We start from the raw sequence: 23035 nt of genomic DNA, 5'->3' as shown, positions 1-23035 counted from the left end.
AAGATGTGAAGGATCCCGCGGCCGCCCGCAGGTGAGGGAAATCCCACGTGGGAAGATCGTCGCACTGCCCTCCCCAGGCCCCGCAGGTCCCATGCAGCTCCTCAACACCCTCACCGTTCTGGCCCTGGTGGTGATGTCGTTCGCCCTGATCGTGGCGGTGCCAGTGCTCTACGCGAGCACCGAAGACAGCGGCCGCTCCAACCGCCTGATCCTGCTGGGTGGGGCCGCCTGGGTGGCCCTCGTTCTGCTCAACTGGGGAATCAGTTACTTCGTGGTCTGAGGCCCTTGGCGGTTTTCGAAGGACGGTTCACCGAGGTCAGCGGCCTCCATATCGGCATTGTTGTGGGCCGGTTCAATGACCTGGTCACGGGCAAGCTGCTCAGCGCCTGCCTGGATGCGCTGTCTCGCCACGGCATCGACGTCACCCCCAGCAGCGAGCAGCTGGATGTGGCGTGGGTGCCCGGCAGCTTCGAGATTCCCCTCGTGGCGCAGCGTCTGGCGGCCTCGGGCCGCTATCAGGTGGTGATCACACTCGGGGCCGTGATCCGCGGCGACACGCCCCACTTCGATTACGTCTGCTCCGAAGTGAGCAAGGGCGTGGCGGCCGTGGCCCGCGATACGGGCGTGCCGGTGATCTTCGGCGTGCTCACCACCGACACCCTCCAGCAGGCGCTGGAGCGGGCCGGCATCAAGAGCAACCTGGGCTGGAGCTATGCGTTGCAGGCCCTGGAAATGGGCAGCCTGATGCAAGTGCTACCTGGCACAATTGTACGTTGACCGATAGCGTGACGCTCTCTTCAAGGAGAGGCTTGGCCTCCAGTCCTGGTGATCAGCCGCTGGTGGAGCTTGACAGGGTTTGCCTCGACATTCCGGTGGAGGGCGTTGGCGGTCGTTCGCTCAAAGCAGCGCTCGTCGGTGGGCTCACTGGCGGCCTGCTGAACCGCGGCAAACGAGGAGGGGTCTCGGTGCGCGCTCTCAATAACCTCAGCTTCACAGTCAATAAAGGAGAGCGAGTCGCATTGCTGGGCCATAACGGTGCCGGTAAATCCACCCTTTTGCGGTTGCTCTGTGACATCTACAAGCCAAGCAGTGGCAGTATCCGCCGTTATGGTCGGGTGGTTCCACTGATCAATAAGAACTTTTGGGTGGACACCGATCTCACCGGCAGGCACGCTGCACGCGCCCACTATCTCTTCAATTGCAACACAATCAAGGGATTTGACGCTTTTCTGGAGGAACTCACAGCCTTTACAGAATTGGCTGATTTCATCCATCTACCGATTCGCACCTATAGCGAAGGCATGCGCACCCGGCTGCAGTTCGGGCTCCTTACCGCCTTCAGGCATGAAGCCTTGGCGCTAGACGAGGGGCTAGGGGCTGGTGATCAGTGGTTCCTCTCCCGAGCCCGGCACCAGCTCACACGCTTCTTAGGGGAAGCGGGAACACTGATTCTGGCCTCCCACTCCAATGACCTGCTCGCTCAATTCTGCACCAGGGGGGTGGTTCTCATGCACGGGCACCTTGAGTTTGATGGCTCCCTAGAGGATGCGATCGAGGCCTACACCAAGGGGGTGGGCTGAGCGATGCAGGAGCTTTCATCGAGGGATATGAGTCTGCGAGATGCAAAGCCTGCCATGGGCCATGGACTGGGTTATGCGTGCCGCACGGCGCGTGCATGGTGGTACAGCGCTTGGTTGCGCACCTTGGCTCGGTTCAGCCGCACCACGCTGGGTAGCTTTTGGATGGGCCTGAGCAATCTATTAAGTGTTGGTGTTTTAGGAGTTGTGTACGGCACTGTTCTGAAGGTTGCCGACCCTCTCCGTTACATTATCTATCTCGGATTTGGTGTCACTATCTGGGGGCTCGTCAGCATGGCGTCGCTTGCAGGCAGCACTCTATTCCTGCTGCGCCGTGACCAACTCGTGAACAATGCGATGCCGAGCATCTTCTATTGCCTGGAGGAATGGGCTTTCCAGCTCCAGACGTTCGCCCAGGCCTTTGTGGTTGTTCTCCTCGCCTTCGCATTGATTGATCCAGGCCTTCTCCTGAATGCTGTTCACTACATCTGGCTACCATTGCTCAATCTATTCCTATTCACATTTTGGATCATCGTTTTGATGGCCGTGTTGGGAGCCCGCTTCAAGGATTTTGCTCAGTTGATGCCGATTCTTCTCCAGCTGCTTTTTCTTGTTTCTCCAATCCTCTACAAGCGGGAAGGCCTTGGCGAGCTCAGCGTTCTCGCTGACTTCAATCCCTTCTACCAAGCGCTTGCACCGGTGAGGGACAGCTTGATTGATGGTCAGATCCAGCTTGGAGATGAGTTACTCTCCCTTGCCATTAACACCATTGGGGTCTTGATCGCAGTGGGAGCCTTGAAGTGGGTTCGGTATCGCCTTCCTCTATGGGTCTGAGGCTGCAGCGCATGGCTCCTTTGAGGGGCTCTCTTCTACATGTAACCAACGAGTGCAGGGCTTCTTGTCACCAATGAGTGAATGCCAGCTGTGTTAGCTGGCCTCAATTCCCTATGAATCGCCATAGCTTCCAGAATCTGTAGGTGAAAGTCTTGGCGGGAAAGTGCTTAGCGTGCTACTATATTAGACATCGGCGATCATTTATTTATGCTTGCATCTGTAGTGATACCTGTATACAATACCAAGCCAGATCAGCTTGAGGCGGCATTTCTGAGCGCATGCAAGCAAACTCTTGACCCCAGTAGCTATGAAATTATCATTATCGATGACCATTCCACTAGCCAGGATACCCGGCACTTGCTTGATGTGATTGAGGGCCAAGCCTCTGGTTGTGCCAATCATGTGACGGTTAAGCGCCTTGCCGTTAATACTGGATTGGTTCAGGTTCGCAACTTCGGCGCAAAGATCGCCAAGGGTGACTTTCTGGTGTTTCTTGACTCCGACGATCTTGTCTCTTCCGACTATCTTCTCAAAGGCTTGGCAACAATGATGTCAAGCGAGAAGATTGGTTGGACATATCCAAACGTAGTGGGATTCGGATTTGAGCAAAACTTCTCGCCTGCTGAAGACTTTGGCATAAGAAGGCTATTCGTCTATAATTATTGTGCAACAGCCTCCATGTTTAGAAAGAGAGCATGGGAGTCAATCAAGGGCCAAAGAGATAAGACAGTTGCCGGTGGCATTAAGTGGTATGAAGACTGGGCCACGTATATGAGCCTACTTGTAAAAGGCTGGTATGGAGAGCCCAATAGATCCATCGTCTTTTACTACCGTAAGAACGTCAAAAGTATGATGACGAGGTCTCCTGAGCTCGCACTCGCTAGCCGTTATGTTCATTGGCGTACGTTTGTTTGTCGTCTGCCGTTCATGGCAGGGGCCAAGCTGAATTATATGAAAGCGCGATCTGGATCAGAGACTACGACGTCTCCACTTGATCCTAGGTATTACTCAAGGCAAGCGCTAGCGATGCTGCTGAGGCAAGCCTTGAAAATTGATACACCCGTGGCAAGGGTTAAAACGCGCTATCTGTTCTATGCGATTGCTCGGCCTAAGAAGTTGATCTCTGAACTAGTCTCTCTAAGGTTCCTCCCCAATCCATGTGAGCAGTATTGCGGATTATCAGAGAGCGTCAATTATGCTAGCAGTAGCTTTGATGACATCTATTCTAAGCTCTCTGCGCTCAGCCCTGCTTCCAGTAGCGTTCTGGTTGGCCATTATTGGTGGCGTGCTGGCGGGGCAGAGCAGGTCTTGTTGGATCTTTGTGAATATCTGAAGGAGATTCAAGGTCGAGAGTTATTGAATATTGTCGTTCGTGGACATGGTGAGAATAGCTACTTCAGAGAGCAGTTTTCTTCTGTGGCACTGTGTGCTGGCATCCTGGAAGAACTGAGCACATCGCCAATCGGCAGAATCAAGGCACTCTGGGCATTGATTTGCATTCACAAGCCTGCGGCAATAATGATTATGAGCAATCCGCATCTTTATTGCCTTACGCCGCTGATCAAAAAGTACTTCCCCTCAACCCGTGTTGTCGACTTGCTCCATTGCATCGGAGCCACTGGCACCCTGAGCTGGTTCGACCTCAGCAACTATTACAAAGATTTCATTGACACTCGAATCGTCATCAGTGAGACATATAAAGACTTTATTTGCGGCCGCTATGGCGTGGATCAAAGCAAAGTCCTTGTCGTGCACAACCAGGTAAAGTCTATGCGTCTGCAATCGCAACAGGCTTCTGCTCGCTATAGCCGCAAGGCGCTAGGAATCCCAGATACCAATGTGATTGTTGGTTTTCTCGGCCGTTTAGACAGACAGAAGCGGCCCGATGAGTTTCTGAGGCTTGTCGAATCCACTCAAGCTAACAGCGGCGTCTCCTATCTCCTAGGAGGAGATGGTGAATTGCGCAGCACCGTTGACAAAGCCGCTTCACAGTATGGCAACCTCAGTTATGTAGGGAATGTTAAAGACGCTGGCGGCTTCTTGTCCCTTTGTGATGTCGTTGTTTTCTTTTCGGAGTATGAGGGCATGCCCTTGGTGGCTTTGGAATGTGCGTCTCTGTCGGTCCCCATCATTGCTCCCGATATTGTTGGCTTTAGGGAGCCGATTGCGAATGGAGAGTTTGGCATGCTTTATCCTTCATGCTACGACGGAACAGATCATTTAAAAGTTAAGGAGATGATTGAAAATGATCTCAGCAAGCTTCGGCTTCTCGGCCCAAATGGCCCATCCTATGTTCACCAATATCATGCGAGATACTCTGCCAGGCCTGGCTTCGACCAGTTGATCAATAGCGTCCTCTTTGGCAAGCCCAGCATCTACGTATGACATTAGAAGCACTTTTCAAGGCTGCAGTGTGGTTGTGCGATGCCGCTCATTGTTCTTCCGAACCATGGCGCCTGGGATGGGAAGATACAACTAGATGAGTCCAGCTGATTTGTAGGCCTCTGCCTCGATTACCTCTGTGGATCGCCCTTCCGAAGCCCCCGCTTTCAGGATTGCTATCATGCTCCTTCCCCCTCTTGCAGGAAAGGTGATGCCTAACCAATCTGGCCACTTTTCAAGAGGCAGAGGATCCAGCCGAGAGCACCAAACGCAACCATATCTACCGCTTCTCTGTCTTTCCTGTCCAAGTTGCTAATCTCCTTTCGCGCATGCCCCATCTGATGCAAATGGATCGAAGCTTCAGCGTTTTGCTGTTGGTGCGAGCCATGTACAGTCTTGGCCTGATGAGGGATTCAGGTAACGTAACACTTGATCATCAGCGGTGCCAGAGATCGGCTTTCGTATAGGATGAACCTATCCAACAAAGTTCATTGGCCTGAATGGCAGAGTTGACTTTTTCAAATCGCTGGTTTCAAACTCATGTCCCCATTTGGAAGCGTTTGATCTCCGAGCTAAAGCCTCGAAAGATCCTTGAAATCGGTTCGTATGAAGGTCAGTCAGCCTGCTGGCTGATAGATAATTGTGCGAACGAACGCCCACTATATCTTCATTGCGTTGATACATGGGCAGGTGGAATTGAGCACCAACAAGAGGAAGGCAAGTATTTCACGAATATGAGTTTCGTAGAGGAAAGGTTTCGCCAGAATATCTCTATCTCAAGAGATAGAGCAGCGCATCCAGTTACGCTCTCAATCCACAAGGACTTTTCGCATCGAGCACTAGCAAGGCTTCTGGCAAAAGGCCATGAGAATAGCTTTGATCTTGTTTATATTGATGGGTCCCACCAAGCAGCCGATGTGCTTAGTGATGCGGTAATGAGCTTCCACCTCACTAAAAATGATGGACTGCTGATTTTTGACGATTATCTTTGGCATGCTGAAAGCGCAGTAGAAAAGGATCATTTCACTATGCCTAAGCCCGCCATTGACAGTTTTGTCAATACCTTCCATCGAAGGTTGCAAGTTATACCAGCGCTCTCTCTGCAGCTCTATGCATTTCGTAGGCATTAGGGACTGGGGAGACTCTGGCAAAGTCATCCCATTCACGGGACAATGGCTCTGTGATCGTCGGTACGGACTGGGTCCATAGATTGCAAGCAGCTTGGGTTTGTCGATTACGGGTAGACCACAGCCAAGAAGCGCACCATGCAAGAGAAGTTGTTGATTGAGATGGAGAAGCTAGTGCCCTGGGTGGCACTGATCCATGTGATCGAGGCTCGCTACCCCAAAGCCGGCTCCAATGGCGGTTTCTCTGCCTATCTGCTAAGGACAATGCTCCATGTCCATCTGATGCAGCAGCGGTATGACCTCAGCAATCCAGCCATGGTGGATGCGCTGATCGAGGTGCCGACGCCCCCGGGTTCAGGAATGATGTCAGCCCTCTCATTTTCACACCCGGGGCTTGATGGAGCAGATCCATGCGTCGTTACAGCGAAGCCGTTGCGATGGAGCCGACCCAGCCGCTGCTGGCGCCAACCTGATTGACACGGGACAGGTGTGGATCAACAAGCCTCCAGAAGATCCAGTGTTGACTCTGGCGCTACCTTTGGCTGAGGCCGCTTGAGATCAGCCCTAAAGTGACACCTTTGCTGAAAGGCACCGCTACAGCCTGGCCGCACTCCCGAACCTAACAGCGTTCTCAGGCCTCAGAACACCTGTTCCTACCGGTCAACCTGATTGACACAGGGCAGGCTGTTGCCGTTGATCGTCAGTGTGTGGCTGTTCATCGATGATCAGCAGCCGGCTATTGCTGGATTGGCTCAACCGGAGCCGGGCTTCCAGTGACCTTGAGCCTGGGCAAGAGCATGGATCAGCGCCATCCTTCCTGGTAGCTACCGTCGCCTATGCGGGGATTAGGGATCTTCCTGATGAGTTGATCAGAAACTGATCAACTTCGGTAGACGTTGGCATGGATTCTGGTGTGAGGGAACTCCACTGAGCGAGCCAATCCTCGCAGCTCAGGCAAAAAGAACCTGTCAGCCACTTTGCTTCGGTTCTGGAGGCATCCAGCCCGGCTAACTGTTAAAAACTATAAAGATCACCGCCCAGGCTGCAGAAGGACAAGATTTTTATCAATAGCATCAAGATATATCGTATATGTTGTGGGCTGAATGGACTTTCTTGTAACTAGCCTGGCCAATCAAGGGATTGGGACCCTGAGGTGGGCAATCACCAGTGCCAATAGTTCTATCGGGTTCGATTCGATTGGCTTTGATCCCTCTCTTGCTGGAGGAACAATCAGCCTGTTTAGTAGTTTGCCCGTAGTAACTGACCGGGTGGCGATCAGTGGATTGTTTAATGACATGAGCGCGCCCGGCATCGCCATTGATTTCAATGGTCGAGCAGGATTAGTCTTCCGCGGCAGCCGAGCCGCGGAATCAAGCCTTCGAGGGTTGTCACTAAATGATGCCGGTGGTGATGGCCTCAGGCTTGATGCGAATGGGATCACTGTTCAGAATAACTTCTTTGGCTTGATGCTCGATGGTGTCACTGGCCAGGGCAACTCGGGGAATGGGATCCGAATCACAGCCAATTCAAGTCACAACACGATTGGTGCTCTGATGGATCCCCTCACAGGGCAAATGGTTGACAACACTTTCTCTAACAAAATCAGTGGCAATGGTGGTTCGGGTATCTTGGTTCAAGGTGCCAATACCCATACCATCTCTGGGAACAAGATCTCCGCGATTGGCGATGGGAATCGTGGCATCCTTGTGACGGAAAGCCGTGCCACTACGTCCCCGACCAACGATCTCCAAATTCTCGATAATGCAATCACAGCCAGTGGTGCACAAACAGCTGGCATTGAAGTGGTCGTTTCCAATGGTTACCTTGATCGCCTAGACCTCATTGGGAACACGATCAGCACGAATGGAGCCTTCTTGTCCCATGGTATTCGTGTGCTGGCCTCTGGATCTGGCTCGATTGGAACTGTGCAAGTGAACCAGAATGACATTTCAACGTCGGGCCCTCTCTCCGAAGGTGTTTACCTGAGCAGCTTGGATGGGGCAACGATCAGGCAGGCAACCGTGAATAGCAACACGATTCTGACAACGGGAGACGTTGGCAGCGGCTCGAATAATCAATTCAACCTAGAGTCTGACGCGATTTATGTTAACGTGCTCAGGAATAGTGTTATCCAGAGTGTAAACATTGAAGACAATGAAGTCACCACGCTTGGCAATGACGCCGACGGAATCTACTTGATTGCCGGAGTCAATGGAGAAGTTGGCGAAGCCATGGTGTCGAATAACACAATCTCAACACTTGCGAGTAATCCCATTCAGAGCAGTCAGTCTGCTGAAGGAATCAAGATCTTGTCTTATGAAAACTCGAGCATTAACATCGCACTTTATGCGAACACGATCCTCCAGTCTGAGGGCGATGGCATTCTTTTGAGGGCTCGAGCAGTTGTGAATGGAAGGGAGACAACCGGTGGCTCAATCTTCGCCGATCTGCAGGGCAATAATGTTGTTAATGCTAATTCCTCTGGCCAGATCTTCGCCACAGCGTATAGCTTCACCAACCCTGGCAATGCAGGGACAATCACACTAGTTGGCGAAGACTTGGATGAGATCATCGCGAACAACTCGCCGGCCGATCCTGCCGCTTTCTCTGTGAATGGCACCATCCTGTTTGTCCCAAGTGCCCCTAGTGCCCCGGATGTCATCACCGGTATTCCCACTACGATCACGAACGGGAATGAGGGCATGATCTCCTCGCGCTTTCAGGATCATTCATGGGTCACTGAAGATGGCGCTGTTCATGTGATGGCCAACACAAATGGCCGGCTTTCACTTTATTCCAGCATAGACAATGGCTCAACATGGATGGCAGCTGTCACGCTGGAGAACTCCACTGGTTCTTCCCGTGCAGATGGCGTAATCGTGGATGGCAAGCTGTATTCGGTCTATACAATTGAAGGCGGCAGGATCGCTCTTGCCATCCTGAGTTATTCGGAGCAGAGTGTATCTTGGACAATTGAATCGACGGTAATCCCACCCAGTCCTGCGTCCCTTAGGATTGAGCGGCCGTCCATCGCAGTCACGGAGGATGGCACGATCGTAGTAGCGTTTACGGCAACCGACAGGTCAACAGGACAGGCCAGCCTAAGGGTCGCTCAGAGCAATGATCAAGGAGCAACATGGACTGTCCTCAATCAAGGAATTCCTAATACAACGAATGACGGCAGGATGTCGGGTGACATCATTGCATTGGATGACGGCTTTGGGGTCCTTTATACCAATGGAGACACCCTCAATTGGACTGAGTTTGCGGAAAGCGCGTCCTCTGGTGGCAGCCTTGGCGTCAGTGAGACAATCTTGATCAAGGGAGATAGTCAGAATGATCCCAATGCCACCCATTTCAGCTCGTTGACCGATGAGGACGGCAACATCCATGTTGCCACGAATAACGGTGAGGGCAGAGTTGTTTACTTGCGATACAATAATGATACGGACTCATGGGATGAGCCTGTTGTGATCACGGATCCGCCCAGCGGCAACTACATGCAGATCAGCTTGATGGATGATGGCACGATCAAGATCGCCTATGATATCAATATCGATGGAGAAGGGGTTGTTGCGGTCAGCGAGAGCACGAACGGTGGAGATAGCTGGGCCTTGGTTGCTGTCCTTACCCAGGATGTTGTTGCGGATCCCGGTAATCGCCGAGTGGAAACTCCAGCCTATGCACAAGATACATTGCCGGTCTTTCAGCAGGTGGAGTCAGCAGATGGGTCCAATTCACTTGTGTATTATCAAGTGGCTTGAGGGAGATACGGCCAATTCGCTTTAATCAGGCCAGTTCGCAGATTGCGAGAGGATCGATCCTGTTATTCACTCGTGGTGCTCGCGGTTCGTGCCTGTGATGAACATCACGGTTCCCTTCATGCGCGAGAGGCTGATCGCTACAGTGAGCTTTCGCTGCTCAGCCGAAGGTGGGTTGAACGAGAGAAGATGGATGATCTCTGGTGAGCATCCTGGGTGCCAATGGATTGGCTGCCTCTGTGAATGTCCAGGCCTTGCCAGCGCTCTAGGGTGCCTAATCCTTGCTTCAGCAGGCACAGCAATTGGTGTTGCTTTTCGATAGCTATGAGGGGCTACGATGTTCGTCGATGTACAGCTGACTCCCGCTCGCCAGATAGTCGATGAAGGGCGATGGCAGCTTGGCACCCTGCCACAGGATCCGGTGTGCTCCAGCCACCGTTTGTCTCCACGCACGCTCAAGCGCCCAGGCTGTTAGGGCCATGAGTCTTCGGCTGGGAGCACTGAATGTGTGCCTGAATAGTTTCTCCACAGCGAAGATGCTGCGTCCACGTTGGGATGATAGGGATGAGCTATGCAACCGGTAGGCCATCAACGGCTCCATGAGGCATCCATAACGCGGTGGCGGGTCGTTGGCGAACAGCCGGAGCCATAGGCCGTAATCCTCGTGGCGTTCAGGATGGAACGGTTGCGTGAGACAATCACGCTGGATGATCACGGACGAGAACGGCACAAGATTGCCCCGTAGCAGTGCTTTGAGATCGAGGGTAAGCGGAGGCCTGCGCGTTTCGACTAACTTCATGCTGCTTGCCTCAAAGCGGTGATACCCGGTGACAGACAATTCGATTCCGTGAACGGAGTGAAGGACAAGCTGGCGTTCAAGTTTGCGTGGATGCCAGAGATCATCGGCATCGAGAAACGCAATCAGTTCGCTTGTTGCACTGGCCAAGCCGACATTGCGCGCGAGCCAGGGTCCGGGAAAATGGTTGTTGCGTGGAAGACTAATGAGTTTGAAGCGTCCATCCCGTGTGGCAACAGCCTCAGCAATTTCTTGTGCTTCGCTATCTGACCCATCGTTGACGAGAATACACTCCCATGCGTCGACCGTTTGAGCCTGCAGAGACTTGCAGGCCTGGGATAGGAGCGCCCCCTGGTTCCGGAAGGGCAGCACAATGGAGACCCGTGGCGACACAGCGTTAAAATTCAGGTAAGAAGGGGGTGTCCATCATCGGATGTTGAAGCAGGTAGCTTCGCTGCATTCGTGATAGACGACTCCGCAAGGAGGGTTGTCGGCTGAGGCGAAGACAGGAGGTCACCAGTTCGTCGCGGTTGCAGGTGTCCCAGTGCAGCAGTGAAAACTGATCCCACAGTGGCCATCGCCCCAGGATTGGTACCACGCAGCCGCTGGCCACAGCCTCTATCTGCGCAAGGCCAAGCGATTCATAATCGGAAGGGATCAACACCAGTTTGGCTTGGCGCAACAGGGAAGGAATTTTGTTCGTCGTTGGTGAAACAACCACAGTCAACGTGGGTGAGCGTGAGATGTCACTGCTGGGTGGGGGGGTTGGAACGATGGCCGCACTTCGAAGCCCTGTTTCATGCACCACAGCAAGGAATCTCGACCAACCTTTCTGTTCGGTGGGGCGTCCGAGAAAGAGCAAGTCAAAGGGCCTCTGCCTGGCGTCCGGGCACGAGTGCGCCTGTTCAACCTTCAGCCGCTGCAGCACCGCAAGGGGCAGAGCATGACTTGAAAGCAGACAGCGTCCTGCCTGAAGCAGTTTCTGCTCATGGATCGTCTGCACATACACGTTGATTCCGATCCTCTGCATCATTTTCAGCACTACCTGGGCCAGGCGCGCCCGCCAGCGGTGCTTGACAAAGTCAGGGTCATGAAAGCTTGGGAGCCAGGCGATACGAACGGATGGATTGAAGCAGCGGGTATGGATGGCAAGCAGATAGGCCCAGGCGCTGTCGCAGCCAAACAGGAGCAAGCGTTCTCCAGGCCTGACCCTCTCGGTAGGCTGAGTACCAGGCAAGACGCCACACTTCTCTTCATGGGGCAAGGACTTCAACGTCCTGCGTAGGGTCCACAATCCGGTAGAGGCGAACTGGGAGTCTCGCAGACGCCGAGCCACTTCGGTGGCCACCACATGAATGCCGCCGATCTCGCGGAATCCCATCGGCCTGTAGGCGAAGGCGATCATCTTCTGCTCGCAAGGGCGATGTCGTACACCCCACGGGTCAGGTGAGCGGTACGAGCCCAGCTGAACTGCTTGGCTTGGACCTCGCACTGCTGAGCCAATTGGCGCCGCAGGCTTTCTGATGCCAGCAAGCGCTCAAGGGCAGTAGTCAGTTCTGCCGGACTTTGTGGATCAATGGTCAAGCCGGCCTCGCCCGTCACCTCCGGGATCGATGACGTGTTTCCGACGATCACCGGTGTTCCGCAGCTCATCGCTTCCAAGGGCGGCAATCCAAACCCTTCGTATAGCGATGGGTAGACAAACACCTCAGCAAGCGAATACAGCACCGGCAGCTCCTCTTCAGTGACATGTCCAAGCAGATGAATGTTCGAACTGGCGGAGCTCTCCCTAAGTCTGTCCAACAGGGGTGCCGACTTCCATCCGACTGATCCTGCCAGCAGTAGCTTGATGGAGTCCAGCGAGCTGTGCCGCTGTAACGCCTCGAATGCAGTCAGTAGTGTCGCGAGGTTCTTTCGAGGTTCAAGTGTACATAAGCTAAGAATGACGCGGTCTTGGGGCTTCAGTCCAAAACGCTCACGGGCACAGCTCAGGAGATGAGGATCCGTTACCGGTTGCAGCTCTGGGGAGGCGGCCAGTGGAGTGACATGAACATGCTCCGCGGGCACGGTGCGGGTGAAGTGCAGAAAGTCCCGCTTCGTGGATTCTGATACGCAAATCACCTGATCGCTCCTGCATAATCCATCGACAAGCCCGTGAAAATGGCGGACGGTTTCCCTCGTGAATAACTCTGGCATGATCATTGGAATCATGTCGTGGACCGTCACGACCACTGGCAGCGCATCATGACGGCGGATGGCAGAAGGTACGGCTTGAAAAGGCGTGTGGAACAGGGTGAGCTCTTTGTCACAGCTCTTCAGCAGAGTGTCGAACCTCTTTTGGCTAGCGGCGCGTGCTCCTGGAAGGCGTGCGAAGCTGCGACGGAATGGCTTTGCCAGTCGGATCAGCAGGGGCGGGAGGCTCCTCGTCAACATCGACGTCGTCAGGGCTAGGGCCAATGGATTGGCACCGAGATCAAGTCGCTTCAGTTCGACTTCAGCGAGAGAGGCAAGAAGTGGCTCTGGGCAATAGGTTCTCAGTGTGATGTTGGCTTGATCGTGGAGTGCCCGCAGCAACTGGCTGGCATAACGATAGATGCCACCCCGTGCCAGAGGTGAGCGGGCCGCCTGGCCAAAGATCAAGGTGTCAAAGATGAGATTCAAGCTTGCCGGATGGTCTCCCATCGCCTGCCTCTTCGGTTACGGACTGTTGAGTTTGGTCTTCGCCTCTTGTTGGCGGGCGCTTTACTCTGCTCGGTCTCGCTTACCCACTCCAGCCCTTGCCAGCAGTGGCCCAAGAGCCATTGCACCATAGACTCTCGCCACTGCTCCAGCAGCGTTGACTGGCGGGCAGCCCGTGGTGCATAATGAATGAGTGCCAGTCAAATGGCTGCGGGTGTAGCTCAGTGGTAGAGCGTCACCTTGCCAAGGTGAATGTCGCGCGTTCGAATCGCGTCACCCGCTTCATACGGTAAACCCCCTGAATCTTGCAAGCAAGATTCAGGGGGTTTACGTTTAGTTGGTTGGTTCGCTTCCCTCAGTTTACGCGTACGGAGCACAACAGTCTTGAGTGCCACGATTGTTGATGAACCCTAAGGGGTACTGGAAGCTAAATCTGACGAAGTGAGTCGGCTTTGTCTCTGAATGTATTCAGGAGGAGCTGCAGATAGCTGACTTTGCGGAGTTTGATGTTTGCCTGCAAGGACATACCAACCTGCAAAGGCAGTGCCTGGCCAGATTCAATCTTCAGTTGTTGGGTATTCAACTTGATCTTTACGGGGAACCGATAGTTTGGTTTCAGCTGATCGGGGGGGATCGCATCGGAGCCAATCTGTCTTACGACACCGCTGATCACGCCGAAATCAGTGGCTGGAAAGGAATCAATGCTGATATCCACTGGCTTGTCAACGCTGACGAAGCCGATGTCTTGACTGGCAACTTCTACACTGGCTTCAAGTTTATCGAAGGGAACAATCTGCATCACTGGCTCGCTTGTTTGGGCGGCAAAGCCAGGTCCAGTTGGTTTGAGCCCGAAGATAATACCGTTGACTGGTGACTTGACATTCTGATATCGAATGTTAATCCTTACGTCGGAAAGGCTGGAGTTAAGCTCGTTTACCTCTCCTCTCAACTGCTGAATGCTCTGGTCTAGGATTGCTTTTTGGCGCATTCTGTCAACACGCGTTTGATTCAAGTTTCCGTCAATCTCTGCAACCTTATTGCGCTGATTGAGATATTGTAGCTCGCCAATGCCGCCCTCTTTGGTCAGGGTTTCCAGGCGCTTGAGCACCTCTGTTTCTAGCTCAAGGTTCCGCTGCAGTGATTGCTGTTCAGTTGAGTTTAGGTCCAGATATTTTGCAAGCTCCTTTTCTTTGAGCTCCAGCTGTTCCTTTTTCAACAGGATGCCCCGCATGAGGCTCCGGCGGCGATCCTCTGTTGCTTCGCTGTCTAATTGAAGCAGAGTCTCACCAGCGTTGACTTTCTGGCCATCCTTAACCAGAACTTTCGCAACGACGCCGCCCACCGGAAGACGGATGTCCTGAACGACACCGATTGGTTCTAGCTTTCCCGGGGCTACCACAATCTCTTCCGTTTGCGCCAAGGCTATCCAACCCACACCGAAGGCAGCAGTGCCAATCAGTCCCCAGGTTGTTGCCGTCGCCCAAAATGGTGACTGCTCCAGCACAGAAGCATTTTCTGATTCTGTGTGAATGCTTTGCTCGATGTTGTTTTGGAGCTTGCGGAGGGGATTGGTCAGTTTCACTGAAGTTGCGAAGAAGAGAACATCGTTCGTTTTGAGCTAGGATCAGCTGCCTTCTTGTTGGCGGTAGAGAGCGTAGTAGCGACCTTTCAGTTGAACAAGTTCTTCATGGGTGCCCTGTTCGACAACGTTTCCTTGGTCCATCATTACGATGAGCTTGGCACGGCGGATCGTGCTTAGACGGTGTGTAATGAAGAACACCGTGCTTCCTTGAATGCTTTCAACCAAGTTGTCGCAAAGGCGACGTTCCGTATCGTAGTCAAGTGCACTGGTTGCCTCATCCATCACAAGCAACTTGGGGTTGGTGATAAGAGTTCGGGCAATGGCAATGCGCTGTTTCTGCCCGCCTGATAAGCCAGCGCCTCTCTCGCCGATGTTTGTGCTGTAGCCTGCTGAAAGGCTCATGATGAAGTCATGAGCGCAGGCTATCTTTGCTGCTGCGACGATGTCGTCACTCGTGGCATTGGGATTGCCAAGTGCAATGTTTTCGTTGATCGTACCGCTGAATAAGAGTGGCTCCTGAGGTACGATGCCAATCTGACGACGCAGAGAATAGAGTTCAACTTTGTCGATATCGTAGTCATCAATCAGGATGCGACCTGATTCAGGGCTATACAGCCTTGCCAGCAGCTTCATCAATGTGCTCTTGCCACTTCCGCTTTGGCCGACAACTCCAACAAACGTTCCTGATGGAATCGTCAGGTTGACGTTGTGGAGAACTGGCGGCAATGACAAGTTGAAGCGGAAGGTTACATCTTCAAAGCGAACGCTGCCATTGATGGCAGGTAGCGGGATCTTCTGCTTATCTGCTTCATTGGATTCTTCCGGAGTGTCAACAACATCGGCTAGACGCTCAAAGGAAACTCTCAATTCCTGTATGTTCTGCCAAATTGAGCCCAAACGCAACAAGGGCTGTGTGACGTATCCACTGAGGATGCGAAAGGCAATCAGCTGGCCCAAGGTTAGTTCGCCCTTCAGCACCATAGTAGCGCCAACCCATAGCACCATCAGCTGAGAAAGCTTCTGAAGGACTTGGCTTGTCTGGCTTAGTGCCGTCCCTGTAATTGTCTTTTCGAAGGACTTACTGATGTAGCCTGAGTACAGGTCTTGCCACTTCCACCGGCTGACCATCTCCACATTCTGGGCTTTGACGGTTTGAATTCCGGTAAGGACCTCCACCAAGTGGGATTGTGTTTTTGCGTTTTCTTCGGCGGCATCACGGTACTGACGCCGAAACAGCGGAGCTCCCAGCACGGTCAGAGCCACTTGAATCGGCACCACCGCCAGAGCGATCAGGGTCAGCACCCATGAATAGATCGACATCACGATGATGTAGATCACCGAAAAGGCGGCATCTAGAATCGTGGTGAGAGCCTGTCCTGTCAGGAACATGCGGATCTTCTCCAGCTCCGCAATCCGACTGCCCAGCTCTCCGACCGGGCGCTTATCGAAATAGCCAAGAGGAAGGCGCAGTAGGTGATCTATGACCTCTGCGCCCAGCCGCGTATCGATGCGATTGGTTGTTTCAGTGAAAATAAAGGTGCGAAGACTCTCCAGCACCCCTTCCAACAAGGTGACAACAACCAATGCAATGCCGAGAACCTGCAGTGTGTCGAGGCTGCGCTGGCTGATCACCTTGTCAATGATCACCTGAATGATCAGGGGATTGGCCAACGTGAACAGCTGCACCACGAAGGAGGAGACGAGCACCTGAGTGAGCACACCCCGGTGACGCCTCAGCGCCGGCAGGAACCACGACACCCCGAACTTCTGCTCTGGTGTGACGCTGGTGCGATCGACAAGAAGAAGGTTGATTCCATCTGGGAAGGCTTCATCCACTTCCTGAGGGCTAAGCCGGATCAAGCCCTTACGCGGAGAGGCCAGCACGATTCCGCGGGCGTTACTGGCTTGCAGGAGAGCAAAGGTGCCGTCCCATTCGACCAGGGAGGGAGTCTGCAGGCGGGTACAGGCGCTACTGCTGACTTTTGCCCCCACCACATGCATGCCCATCATTGAAGCGAGGCTTCCGACCAATTGCATGTTCGGCGCCTGACCGCGTTGCAGCTGCTGCCGTAAAACCTTCTCGATGGCATCCTTTCGAAAGGGCAGGGTCATCTGCCTGCTCAGCATCTGAAAGCAAGCCAGGGTTTCATCAATGGGGCCCTCCCCCCTGATGACTTTGAAGGGTTGCCGTTCATCACTCCTTCCCAGATTCTCTGCCGTGGGTAAAGGCGATTCAGGTGCAGCCAGGACTGTGGGACCGGCACCATCCACTGCGGTGATGAGGCTCCCGTTCTCTTTGCCGCTGGCAGCTGGAGCGGCCGGGCTTCTGCCAAGACGTTCGATGATCCCGACTGGCCATCCAATCAACCTTGCCGCCAACGGGCCAACGGGGGCTGGCAGGCTCGCGCCAGAGGCGACAACGGCCCCGATCTCCAAGCCAGGCAGGTTTGCGCTTGCCACATACCACACATGGTCAGCGTCGACCTGTGGCGTCGTGAGCGGAACAGTGCGGACTGTGGCCTCGGATCGCAGCAGCGCCACGCTCTCACGGATGCTGAGAGGAGAAGCTGCGGATTGGCTTTGAAGGAGTTGAACGAGGCGTACAAGCTCTGCAGTCCAGAGGTGCGTCGAGCACCAATCCTTAAAGATCTTGTCTCTGGAGTGCAACTTCAGAATTGTATTGTCGGGGATGGCCAGGGCCATCACCTCGCTGGAGGCATGAACCTCCTCACAGGGGGCGGCGCTCAGCAGTGAAGCGAGCCCTACAACCTCACCGGGTTCCAATCGCTCGACAGTTCGCCAGCCTGTGCCTTGATGGGCAGTGAGACGGGCGCTTCCCTCAAGGATGATCAGAACTTCACTGGGAATGGTGTTGGCGACCGCCATCGACTGCCCGACGCGGTACTGCAACAGGCGGGACGTATCCTCCACCAGTTGTTTCCCCTCAGCTCCAAGGGAACTGAACACCTCAAGCTCCCAAAGCTTTTGGTAGGTGGTGGTGGTCATACGAGAGGGTTCAGCGGGGCTGGGCACATTTGCTTGATCCTAAGGGTGACCTCCTCCTGCATCCATTCATCGAACAGCTCCTGGGCCATCCGCTGCCGCATCGCCTCATCAAGGCTAGCGGGTTGATGCCTTTCGAGCCGTACCAACAACCAGAGCTGCTCGACTGAGAACGGAGCGATCAGTTCGCCGACCGTGGCGCTTCTCAGCCGACCGTGGCGCTTCTCAAGCGTTGCGCGAGTTGGGGATGGGCCTGATTGAGAGGCAGGGGGCCAACCAGTCCGCGCGATGTCTTTTCAGGCCCCTCGCTGTAGATCTCAGCCAGCTCTGCAAACGTGGCTTCTCCCTCTTCAATTCTGAGGTAAAGCTCGCGGGCAAGAGAGCCATCCTTCACTCTGATCAGGCTATAGATGACTTGGTCAAGTTGGTTCTTTTTGTCCAGGAATCGTGCTTCGGCTTTGGCGATAAAGTGTTGGCCGCAATGGACGGCAATGCGGTGTGGCAATTGAACTTGCCACAGGTAATCCTGTTGCGTCCATCCCATTTTGCTCAGGAACTGGGCTTCGCTGGCTTGATCTTGCAGGCCATTGGCTTTGCGAAAGTTCGAAAGCAGGGTTTTGCTCAACTCCTGCTCCAGTGCACGCTTGTCCAGCGTTTCTTCAAGAACCATGTGGTAAACGAAGGGGCGCAGCAGGTTGCAGTGGGCCAGGGAGCGCAGTGTTGGTGCAGGCACGCCTGGGATCCCTGCCGGCACTTCCTCGGCAGCTTGAGCGTGCTCGGACTGTGAAACGGCGCTCATGGGGTCATGGGGAAAGACCGTGGACAGGGACAAAGGGTCCGCAGGGTAGACGTGACGCTATCTTCCCACGGGTGTCTGCCGGCATGGGCCAGGCCCCGCTGTGGGAGGATGGGTAGCCCTAGGCCGCCTTCCTGCCCTGCTGATTGATCTGCGTCAGTTACAGCGTCAGAGTGCCGCTGCAGATCCTGCCTTGCTGCGCCGCTGCCTTTCCAGTGCGCCTCCTGGCCTTGTCGCTGCAGAGCGTCCGGTCCTGATCTGCGGGGATCGGCAATGGGGGGAGTCCCCCGCTGCCGGGGTGTTGCTGGCCTGGCTTGGTCAGCGCCCGCGCCATTTCTGCCTCGTTCCCGAGCTTGGCCAGACCTGCCTGGAGGCGCTTCAGGCCTTGTATGGCTTCGACGAGGTGTGTGTCCCCTCACTCCATCCACCCGCGTGGCCTCGAACGCGCGTCTGTGCACCGGCTGGCACCCCCTCTCTGCCTCCACGCTCCCCGGGCACACGGCTGGCCTACATCAGCCCGATGCCCCCCCAAAGGAGCGGAATCAGCACCTACAGCCTCGCTCTGCTGCCCCACCTGGCCAGGCACTTCTCGATTGATGTTGTCACCGAGTTGCCGTGGGATGGACCACCTCCAGAAGGGGTGCTGTCTGTGCTCACGCCTTTGCAGTTCGCCAGTCGCGCCCATCACTACGACCATGTTCTGTATCACTTAGGGAATTCGTCGGCTCACCTGGAGATCATGCGGTTGCTGGGGGCCTTCCCTGGTGTGGTTGTCCTGCACGACTTCTTTCTTGGCCATGTGGTGTGCAGCCCAGAGTCAGATGAATGGCTCGGAGGAAGTTGCCTGCAGAGGCTCTACGCCTCCCACGGCTATCAGGCCTGCCTCGCCTACGAAGCGTCGCAGCGAGGCGGCGATGATCACGTCATCTGGGCCTACCCCTGCAACCTGCCGCTGCTTCAGCAGGCCGACGGCGTGATCGTTCACAGCCGCGAGGCACTGCGATTGGCGGAATCCTTCTACGGCCCCACCGCCGCTGAGATCTGGACCCTGATTCCCCATCTCAAGCAGGAGGTTCTCCCTGAGCCCACCGATCGCTCTGATCAGCGTGCTCGCCTCGATTTCGCCGAGGACAGCCTCGTCATCTGCACCTTTGGATTCCTTGGGGTGGCCAAGCGCAGCCTGCTCTTGCTGGAGGCGTTCCTGGCGTCGTCCCTGGCGAGCGACCCCCGTTGTGCCCTTGTGTTCGCTGGCTCGGCTGGGAGTGATCAACGGCTGCTGAACCGCATGCGCCGGGCCATTCGGCGGGCACGGGGGAAGGGCGCCCTCCTGGCGGAGGTCCGGATCACCGGCTGGATTGATACAGCCGACTACCTCGGCTACCTGGCGGCCGCCGACCTTGCCGTTCAGCTGCGCAGCTCTTCGCGGGGCGAGACTTCCGGGACGGTTCTTGATTGCCTCTCTGGCGGGGTCCCCCTGATCGTCAACGAACATGGCAGCCTTCGGGAGATCCCCGAAGGCTGTGCGCTCCGCCTTTCGGAGGCTTGCGACACCGCAGAGTTGGCACGTGCCCTGGAGTCGCTGGCGCGCGATCCAGAACGGCGGCGGCGGCTCGTGGAATGTGGCCGCCGCGAAATCGCCGAGCGCCATCGCCCCGACCACTGCGCCGCTCGCTATGCGGAGGCCCTGCATCACGCTGGCGAGCAAGCTCAGCGCCGCCAGCAGCTGCTCACCCCATTTCGCCAGCAGCTGCCTGAAGATCCTCAGCAGATCGTCAAGGCTGCCAATACGCTCGGCTTGCTGTTTCCTCCCGAGCCGCGGCAACGCCAGTTGCTCCTGGATGTCTCGGCCTTGGCAGAGCAGGATCTGGGCAGCGGCGTGCAGCGTGTGGTGCGTTCGATCTGTCAGCAGTTGTTGGCGCGTCCACCGGTTGGTTTCCGGGTCGAACCTGTTGTGGCTTGTTCGGACGGCCTGGGTTATCGCTACGCGCGCCACTTCACCACCAATCTGCTGCAAGCGGCGGTCGATCAATTGGAGGATGGGCCTGTTGCCTGGTACCCCGGTGATGTGTTTCTTGGCATCGACCTCAGCCATCACGTGGTACTGAGCCAACGGGCTTACTACGCCTTCTTGCGTGCACAAGGTGTGGAGGTGCACTTTGTGGTGCATGACCTCTTGCCTTGTTTTCTGCCGGAATGCTTCCCGCCGGGTGCGTCTGAACGGCATCGCGCCTGGCTCGATGTGGTTCTGCAGGCAGACGGGGCCGTGTGTGTCTCCAGGAGCGTGATGGAGGAGCTCAAGGGTTGGCGGATGGAGCGGCAGGCGGCGGCGCAGGAGAGTCCATTCCGGCTCGGCTGGTTTCACCACGGAGCTGATTTTCAACGTGGCACCGCCACCGTGCCTAGCCAGGAGGAGATCACAGCCGTGGAAGCCCTGGGCCCCTGGCCCACCCTGCTGATGGTGGGGACGGTCGAACCACGCAAGGCGTACCTCGAGGTGTTGGAAGCGGCCACGGCGCTCTGGCAGAACGGGGCAACCTTCAACTTGGTGATCGTGGGCCGTGAAGGTTGGACCGACCTACCGGATCCAGACCGCAGAACCCTGCCGGCCACGGTGGCGGCGATCCGGCGGCATCCCCTGCTTCACCACCAGCTGTTTTGGTTTGATGCGGCGTCAGATTCCCTGTTGCAGTGCCTGTATGAGCGTTCCTCAGGCTTGATTGGGGCTTCCTTTGGGGAGGGCTTCGGTATTCCGCTGATTGAAGCCGCCTCGTTTGGCTTGCCCCTGTTGTTGCGGGATCTGCCGGTGTTCCACGAGGTCACCGGCGGCCATGCCAGCTTTTTCCCCAGCAAGGCCAGCCGGCAAGCCCTCAGCGAGTCCATCGCTCGTTTTCTGGAGGACATCTCTGGCAACGCGGCAGCAGCACCCGGCCACCGACCCGCGCCGTTCACCCCCCAGTCCTGGAGCCAGAGTGCCGATCAGCTCGTTGAGGCGATTGGTCTGCAGCCGGGAGCTGATCCAGCGCCATTCGTGGGCGCGCCCTCGTTGGCAGGCCCCGATGCAACGATGAATCCTGAGCCTCCTGCGCCAAGACCCCGCCGGCGGCAACGCTGGCGCCGGCGACTCAGCACGGTGAAGGAGCGGATCAAGCGGCTGCTGCGCCCCGCCCATCACCCCACCCCGTTCTCGGAGCCGGTTGGTACGGAAAGCTCGCCTGAGTGTCTCCTGCCGGGGGCTGAGGCCTGGCTTCAGGAGCTGCGACGCCAACGCTGAAGGAGGCGTCCAAGTCGACGATAGGGAGCGGTGAGCCGCCAGGAACGGCTGTGCTTGAGACTTTCTTGATCAAGCAGGGCACGATTGAGTTTTCCCTGCATCTCTCCCAGCTTTCGATTGTCACTTAGTTTTTGATCAGCAGCGTTCTGTTGTGCGATTTCAAGTTCGCGTACGTTTTCCCGGGTGGCTTCCAGAACGGCCAAGCAGTTCTTCTCCTTTTCGGCCAGTTCCACGATCTTCCTCTCGCTGGCCTCCGCCATCATCGCCGACTCCTTCTCTTTTTCGCTCCACTTCTCGCTCCATTGCTCTTCCCTTTGCCGGTTGTCTTCGCGGAGCCGATGCACAATCCCCTCGAGTTCATCGGCTTCCTGGACTGCCCAATAGGCCTGTTGTGCACGTAGAGCGGGGTTCTTGCGGAGCCTTTCCCTCACCAGCTCCGCCACTTGATGCAGGTCGTAGTGATCAAGGGTCTCCCCGCGGGTGCTTTTCTCGTCATGGATTGCCGTTACATCGCTAGCGTAATAAGCCCATTTACCAAGATTGTCGTAAAGATCAAGGCAAAGAGCCACATCCTCCCCGCACACGCTGAAGCTCTCGCGCAGCCGGATGGCCTGGAAATCTTCGCGACGCAGTACCATCAGTGCACCTGTGACGGCAGGCATGGGCCCCGACTCCCGCACGGCCAGCGCATCGGGGTTGATCAGGGAGCCGAGGCGATCAGGACGGAAGCGGTTGTACGGCACACCTGGGTTCGCAAAGAGGATGCCGGCATGACCCAGGCGACCAGCGCTGGTGCGCAAGCGCCCCCCCACCACACCAACCTCGGGCCGGCTTTGCAGGATCTGAATGGCCCGATCCAGGCTGCCACGATCGAGAATGACGTCGTCGTTCAGCACTACCAACAGGTCACCGCGGGCTTGATCGGCCAGGGCATTCACATTGGTGGCGAAATGATAGGGTGAGCGGGCTGCGATTCTCAATGGTGGGTGGGCTTCAGCCTGAAGCAGAGCTTCATCCTCCGGATGTCCGTTCCACGAACAGAGAATTTCATCGGTGTCGTTCCAGAAGCGGCGTGCTTCGCCAAGGCTGCGAACCAGCCGGTTCAGCAGTGAGGCGTTGCGGGACACCACCAGGCAGGAAACCGTCGGCGTGAATGGGGAGCTGTCAATAGGGGCCATCAATTGACTTGTGCGCCTCTGGGTTCACGCCGTCATTCAACTGCTTACC

Annotated in this window: 16 protein-coding genes and 1 tRNA gene; 10 read left to right on the top strand and 7 right to left on the bottom strand. The window is 55.7% G+C overall.

Translation table 11 applies throughout. The features are described 5' to 3' along the window. The first annotated feature begins 91 nt into the window (after window positions 1-91). The 8 genes from psbZ to CJZ80_RS14990 all read left to right on the top strand — a co-directional run bounded on the left by psbZ (window position 92) and on the right by CJZ80_RS14990 (window position 9684). Window positions 92-280, top strand: coding sequence for a photosystem II reaction center protein PsbZ (gene psbZ, locus CJZ80_RS05760; protein ID WP_094511131.1), 189 nt, complete (start codon window positions 92-94; stop codon window positions 278-280). 5 nt (window positions 281-285) lie between these two features. Next, complete coding sequence (gene ribH, locus CJZ80_RS05755) at window positions 286-777, top strand: 6,7-dimethyl-8-ribityllumazine synthase (protein ID WP_094511130.1); 492 nt, start codon at window positions 286-288, stop codon at window positions 775-777. Between the two features lie 32 nt (window positions 778-809). Beyond that, entirely contained in the window at window positions 810-1580 is a 771-nt protein-coding gene (locus CJZ80_RS05750) for an ABC transporter ATP-binding protein (protein WP_094511129.1), read from the top strand. A 3-nt stretch (window positions 1581-1583) separates the two neighbouring features. Further along, window positions 1584-2411 (top strand): ABC transporter permease, encoded by an 828-nt coding sequence (locus CJZ80_RS05745; protein WP_094511128.1) that lies wholly within the window; start codon window positions 1584-1586, stop codon window positions 2409-2411. Window positions 2412-2618: 207 nt separating this feature from the next. Then, window positions 2619-4796 carry a glycosyltransferase gene (locus tag CJZ80_RS05740; protein WP_094511127.1) on the top strand — a complete coding sequence of 726 codons (2178 nt, stop codon included), beginning with the start codon at window positions 2619-2621 and terminating at the stop codon, window positions 4794-4796. A 497-nt stretch (window positions 4797-5293) separates the two neighbouring features. Further along, window positions 5294-5923: a class I SAM-dependent methyltransferase gene (locus tag CJZ80_RS05735; protein ID WP_094511126.1), complete on the top strand. Its 630-nt coding sequence runs from the start codon at window positions 5294-5296 to the stop codon at window positions 5921-5923. 135 nt (window positions 5924-6058) lie between these two features. Continuing rightward, the gene (locus CJZ80_RS14995; protein WP_144036947.1) at window positions 6059-6397 is read left to right on the top strand and encodes a hypothetical protein; all 339 of its coding nucleotides are present in this window, start codon (window positions 6059-6061) and stop codon (window positions 6395-6397) included. Window positions 6398-7023: 626 nt separating this feature from the next. After that, on the top strand, window positions 7024-9684 hold the full coding sequence (locus CJZ80_RS14990) for a sialidase family protein (protein ID WP_144036946.1): 2661 nt from the start codon (window positions 7024-7026) through the stop codon (window positions 9682-9684). A 319-nt stretch (window positions 9685-10003) separates the two neighbouring features. On the opposite strand, the gene CJZ80_RS05725 is transcribed toward CJZ80_RS14990, so the two are convergent. From CJZ80_RS05725 to CJZ80_RS05715, 3 genes are read right to left on the bottom strand one after another with little or no spacing between them, the layout of a single operon-like run. Continuing rightward, complete coding sequence (locus tag CJZ80_RS05725) at window positions 10004-10870, bottom strand: glycosyltransferase family 2 protein (RefSeq protein WP_158217441.1); 867 nt, start codon at window positions 10868-10870, stop codon at window positions 10004-10006. 4 nt (window positions 10871-10874) lie between these two features. Beyond that, a complete protein-coding gene (locus tag CJZ80_RS05720; RefSeq protein ID WP_094511123.1) occupies window positions 10875-11882 on the bottom strand; it encodes a glycosyltransferase family 1 protein in 1008 nt (335 codons plus the stop codon). Next, window positions 11879-13159, bottom strand: coding sequence for a glycosyltransferase family 1 protein (locus CJZ80_RS05715; RefSeq protein WP_094511122.1), 1281 nt, complete (start codon window positions 13157-13159; stop codon window positions 11879-11881). Before CJZ80_RS05715 ends, CJZ80_RS05720 begins: the two co-directional genes overlap by 4 nt. 207 nt (window positions 13160-13366) lie before the next feature. Here CJZ80_RS05715 and CJZ80_RS05710 point away from each other — a divergent pair. Then, window positions 13367-13438, top strand: a tRNA-Gly gene (locus CJZ80_RS05710). Between the two features lie 145 nt (window positions 13439-13583). Here the strand turns inward: CJZ80_RS05710 and CJZ80_RS05705 are convergent. The 3 genes from CJZ80_RS05705 to CJZ80_RS05695 all read right to left on the bottom strand — a co-directional run bounded on the left by CJZ80_RS05705 (window position 13584) and on the right by CJZ80_RS05695 (window position 18540). Then, entirely contained in the window at window positions 13584-14738 is a 1155-nt protein-coding gene (locus CJZ80_RS05705; RefSeq protein WP_094511121.1) for an HlyD family secretion protein, read from the bottom strand. A 42-nt stretch (window positions 14739-14780) separates the two neighbouring features. After that, window positions 14781-17744: a peptidase domain-containing ABC transporter gene (locus tag CJZ80_RS05700; RefSeq protein WP_094511120.1), complete on the bottom strand. Its 2964-nt coding sequence runs from the start codon at window positions 17742-17744 to the stop codon at window positions 14781-14783. Window positions 17745-17946: 202 nt separating this feature from the next. Further along, the gene (locus tag CJZ80_RS05695) at window positions 17947-18540 is read right to left on the bottom strand and encodes a peptidylprolyl isomerase (protein WP_094511119.1); all 594 of its coding nucleotides are present in this window, start codon (window positions 18538-18540) and stop codon (window positions 17947-17949) included. A 517-nt stretch (window positions 18541-19057) separates the two neighbouring features. On the opposite strand from CJZ80_RS05695, the gene CJZ80_RS05690 reads away from it, so the two are divergent. Further along, window positions 19058-21808 carry a glycosyltransferase gene (locus CJZ80_RS05690; protein ID WP_094511118.1) on the top strand — a complete coding sequence of 917 codons (2751 nt, stop codon included), beginning with the start codon at window positions 19058-19060 and terminating at the stop codon, window positions 21806-21808. On the opposite strand, the gene CJZ80_RS05685 is transcribed toward CJZ80_RS05690, so the two are convergent. Continuing rightward, window positions 21784-22986: a glycosyltransferase gene (locus CJZ80_RS05685; protein ID WP_094511117.1), complete on the bottom strand. Its 1203-nt coding sequence runs from the start codon at window positions 22984-22986 to the stop codon at window positions 21784-21786. The genes CJZ80_RS05690 and CJZ80_RS05685 overlap by 25 nt on opposite strands. Window positions 22987-23035: the final 49 nt, after the last annotated feature.

Source organism: Synechococcus sp. MW101C3 (genome assembly GCF_002252635.1).
Taxonomy (GTDB): Bacteria; Cyanobacteriota; Cyanobacteriia; order PCC-6307; family Cyanobiaceae; genus MW101C3.
This window is presented reverse-complemented; position numbering and strand designations above follow the sequence as displayed.

Coding starts and splice junctions, on each gene's coding strand:
- CJZ80_RS05685 (WP_094511117.1), bottom strand. CDS start 22,986: ATGGCCCCTATTGACAGCTCCCCATTCACGCCGACGGTTTCCTGCCTG.
- CJZ80_RS05695 (WP_094511119.1), bottom strand. CDS start 18,540: ATGAGCGCCGTTTCACAGTCCGAGCACGCTCAAGCTGCCGAGGAAGTG.
- CJZ80_RS05735 (WP_094511126.1), top strand. CDS start 5,294: ATGGCAGAGTTGACTTTTTCAAATCGCTGGTTTCAAACTCATGTCCCC.
- CJZ80_RS05715 (WP_094511122.1), bottom strand. CDS start 13,159: ATGGGAGACCATCCGGCAAGCTTGAATCTCATCTTTGACACCTTGATC.
- CJZ80_RS14990 (WP_144036946.1), top strand. CDS start 7,024: ATGGACTTTCTTGTAACTAGCCTGGCCAATCAAGGGATTGGGACCCTG.
- CJZ80_RS05720 (WP_094511123.1), bottom strand. CDS start 11,882: ATGATCGCCTTCGCCTACAGGCCGATGGGATTCCGCGAGATCGGCGGC.
- CJZ80_RS05745 (WP_094511128.1), top strand. CDS start 1,584: ATGCAGGAGCTTTCATCGAGGGATATGAGTCTGCGAGATGCAAAGCCT.
- CJZ80_RS05690 (WP_094511118.1), top strand. CDS start 19,058: ATGCCCCCCCAAAGGAGCGGAATCAGCACCTACAGCCTCGCTCTGCTG.
- CJZ80_RS05700 (WP_094511120.1), bottom strand. CDS start 17,744: ATGACCACCACCACCTACCAAAAGCTTTGGGAGCTTGAGGTGTTCAGT.
- CJZ80_RS05740 (WP_094511127.1), top strand. CDS start 2,619: ATGCTTGCATCTGTAGTGATACCTGTATACAATACCAAGCCAGATCAG.
- psbZ (WP_094511131.1), top strand. CDS start 92: ATGCAGCTCCTCAACACCCTCACCGTTCTGGCCCTGGTGGTGATGTCG.
- CJZ80_RS14995 (WP_144036947.1), top strand. CDS start 6,059: ATGCAAGAGAAGTTGTTGATTGAGATGGAGAAGCTAGTGCCCTGGGTG.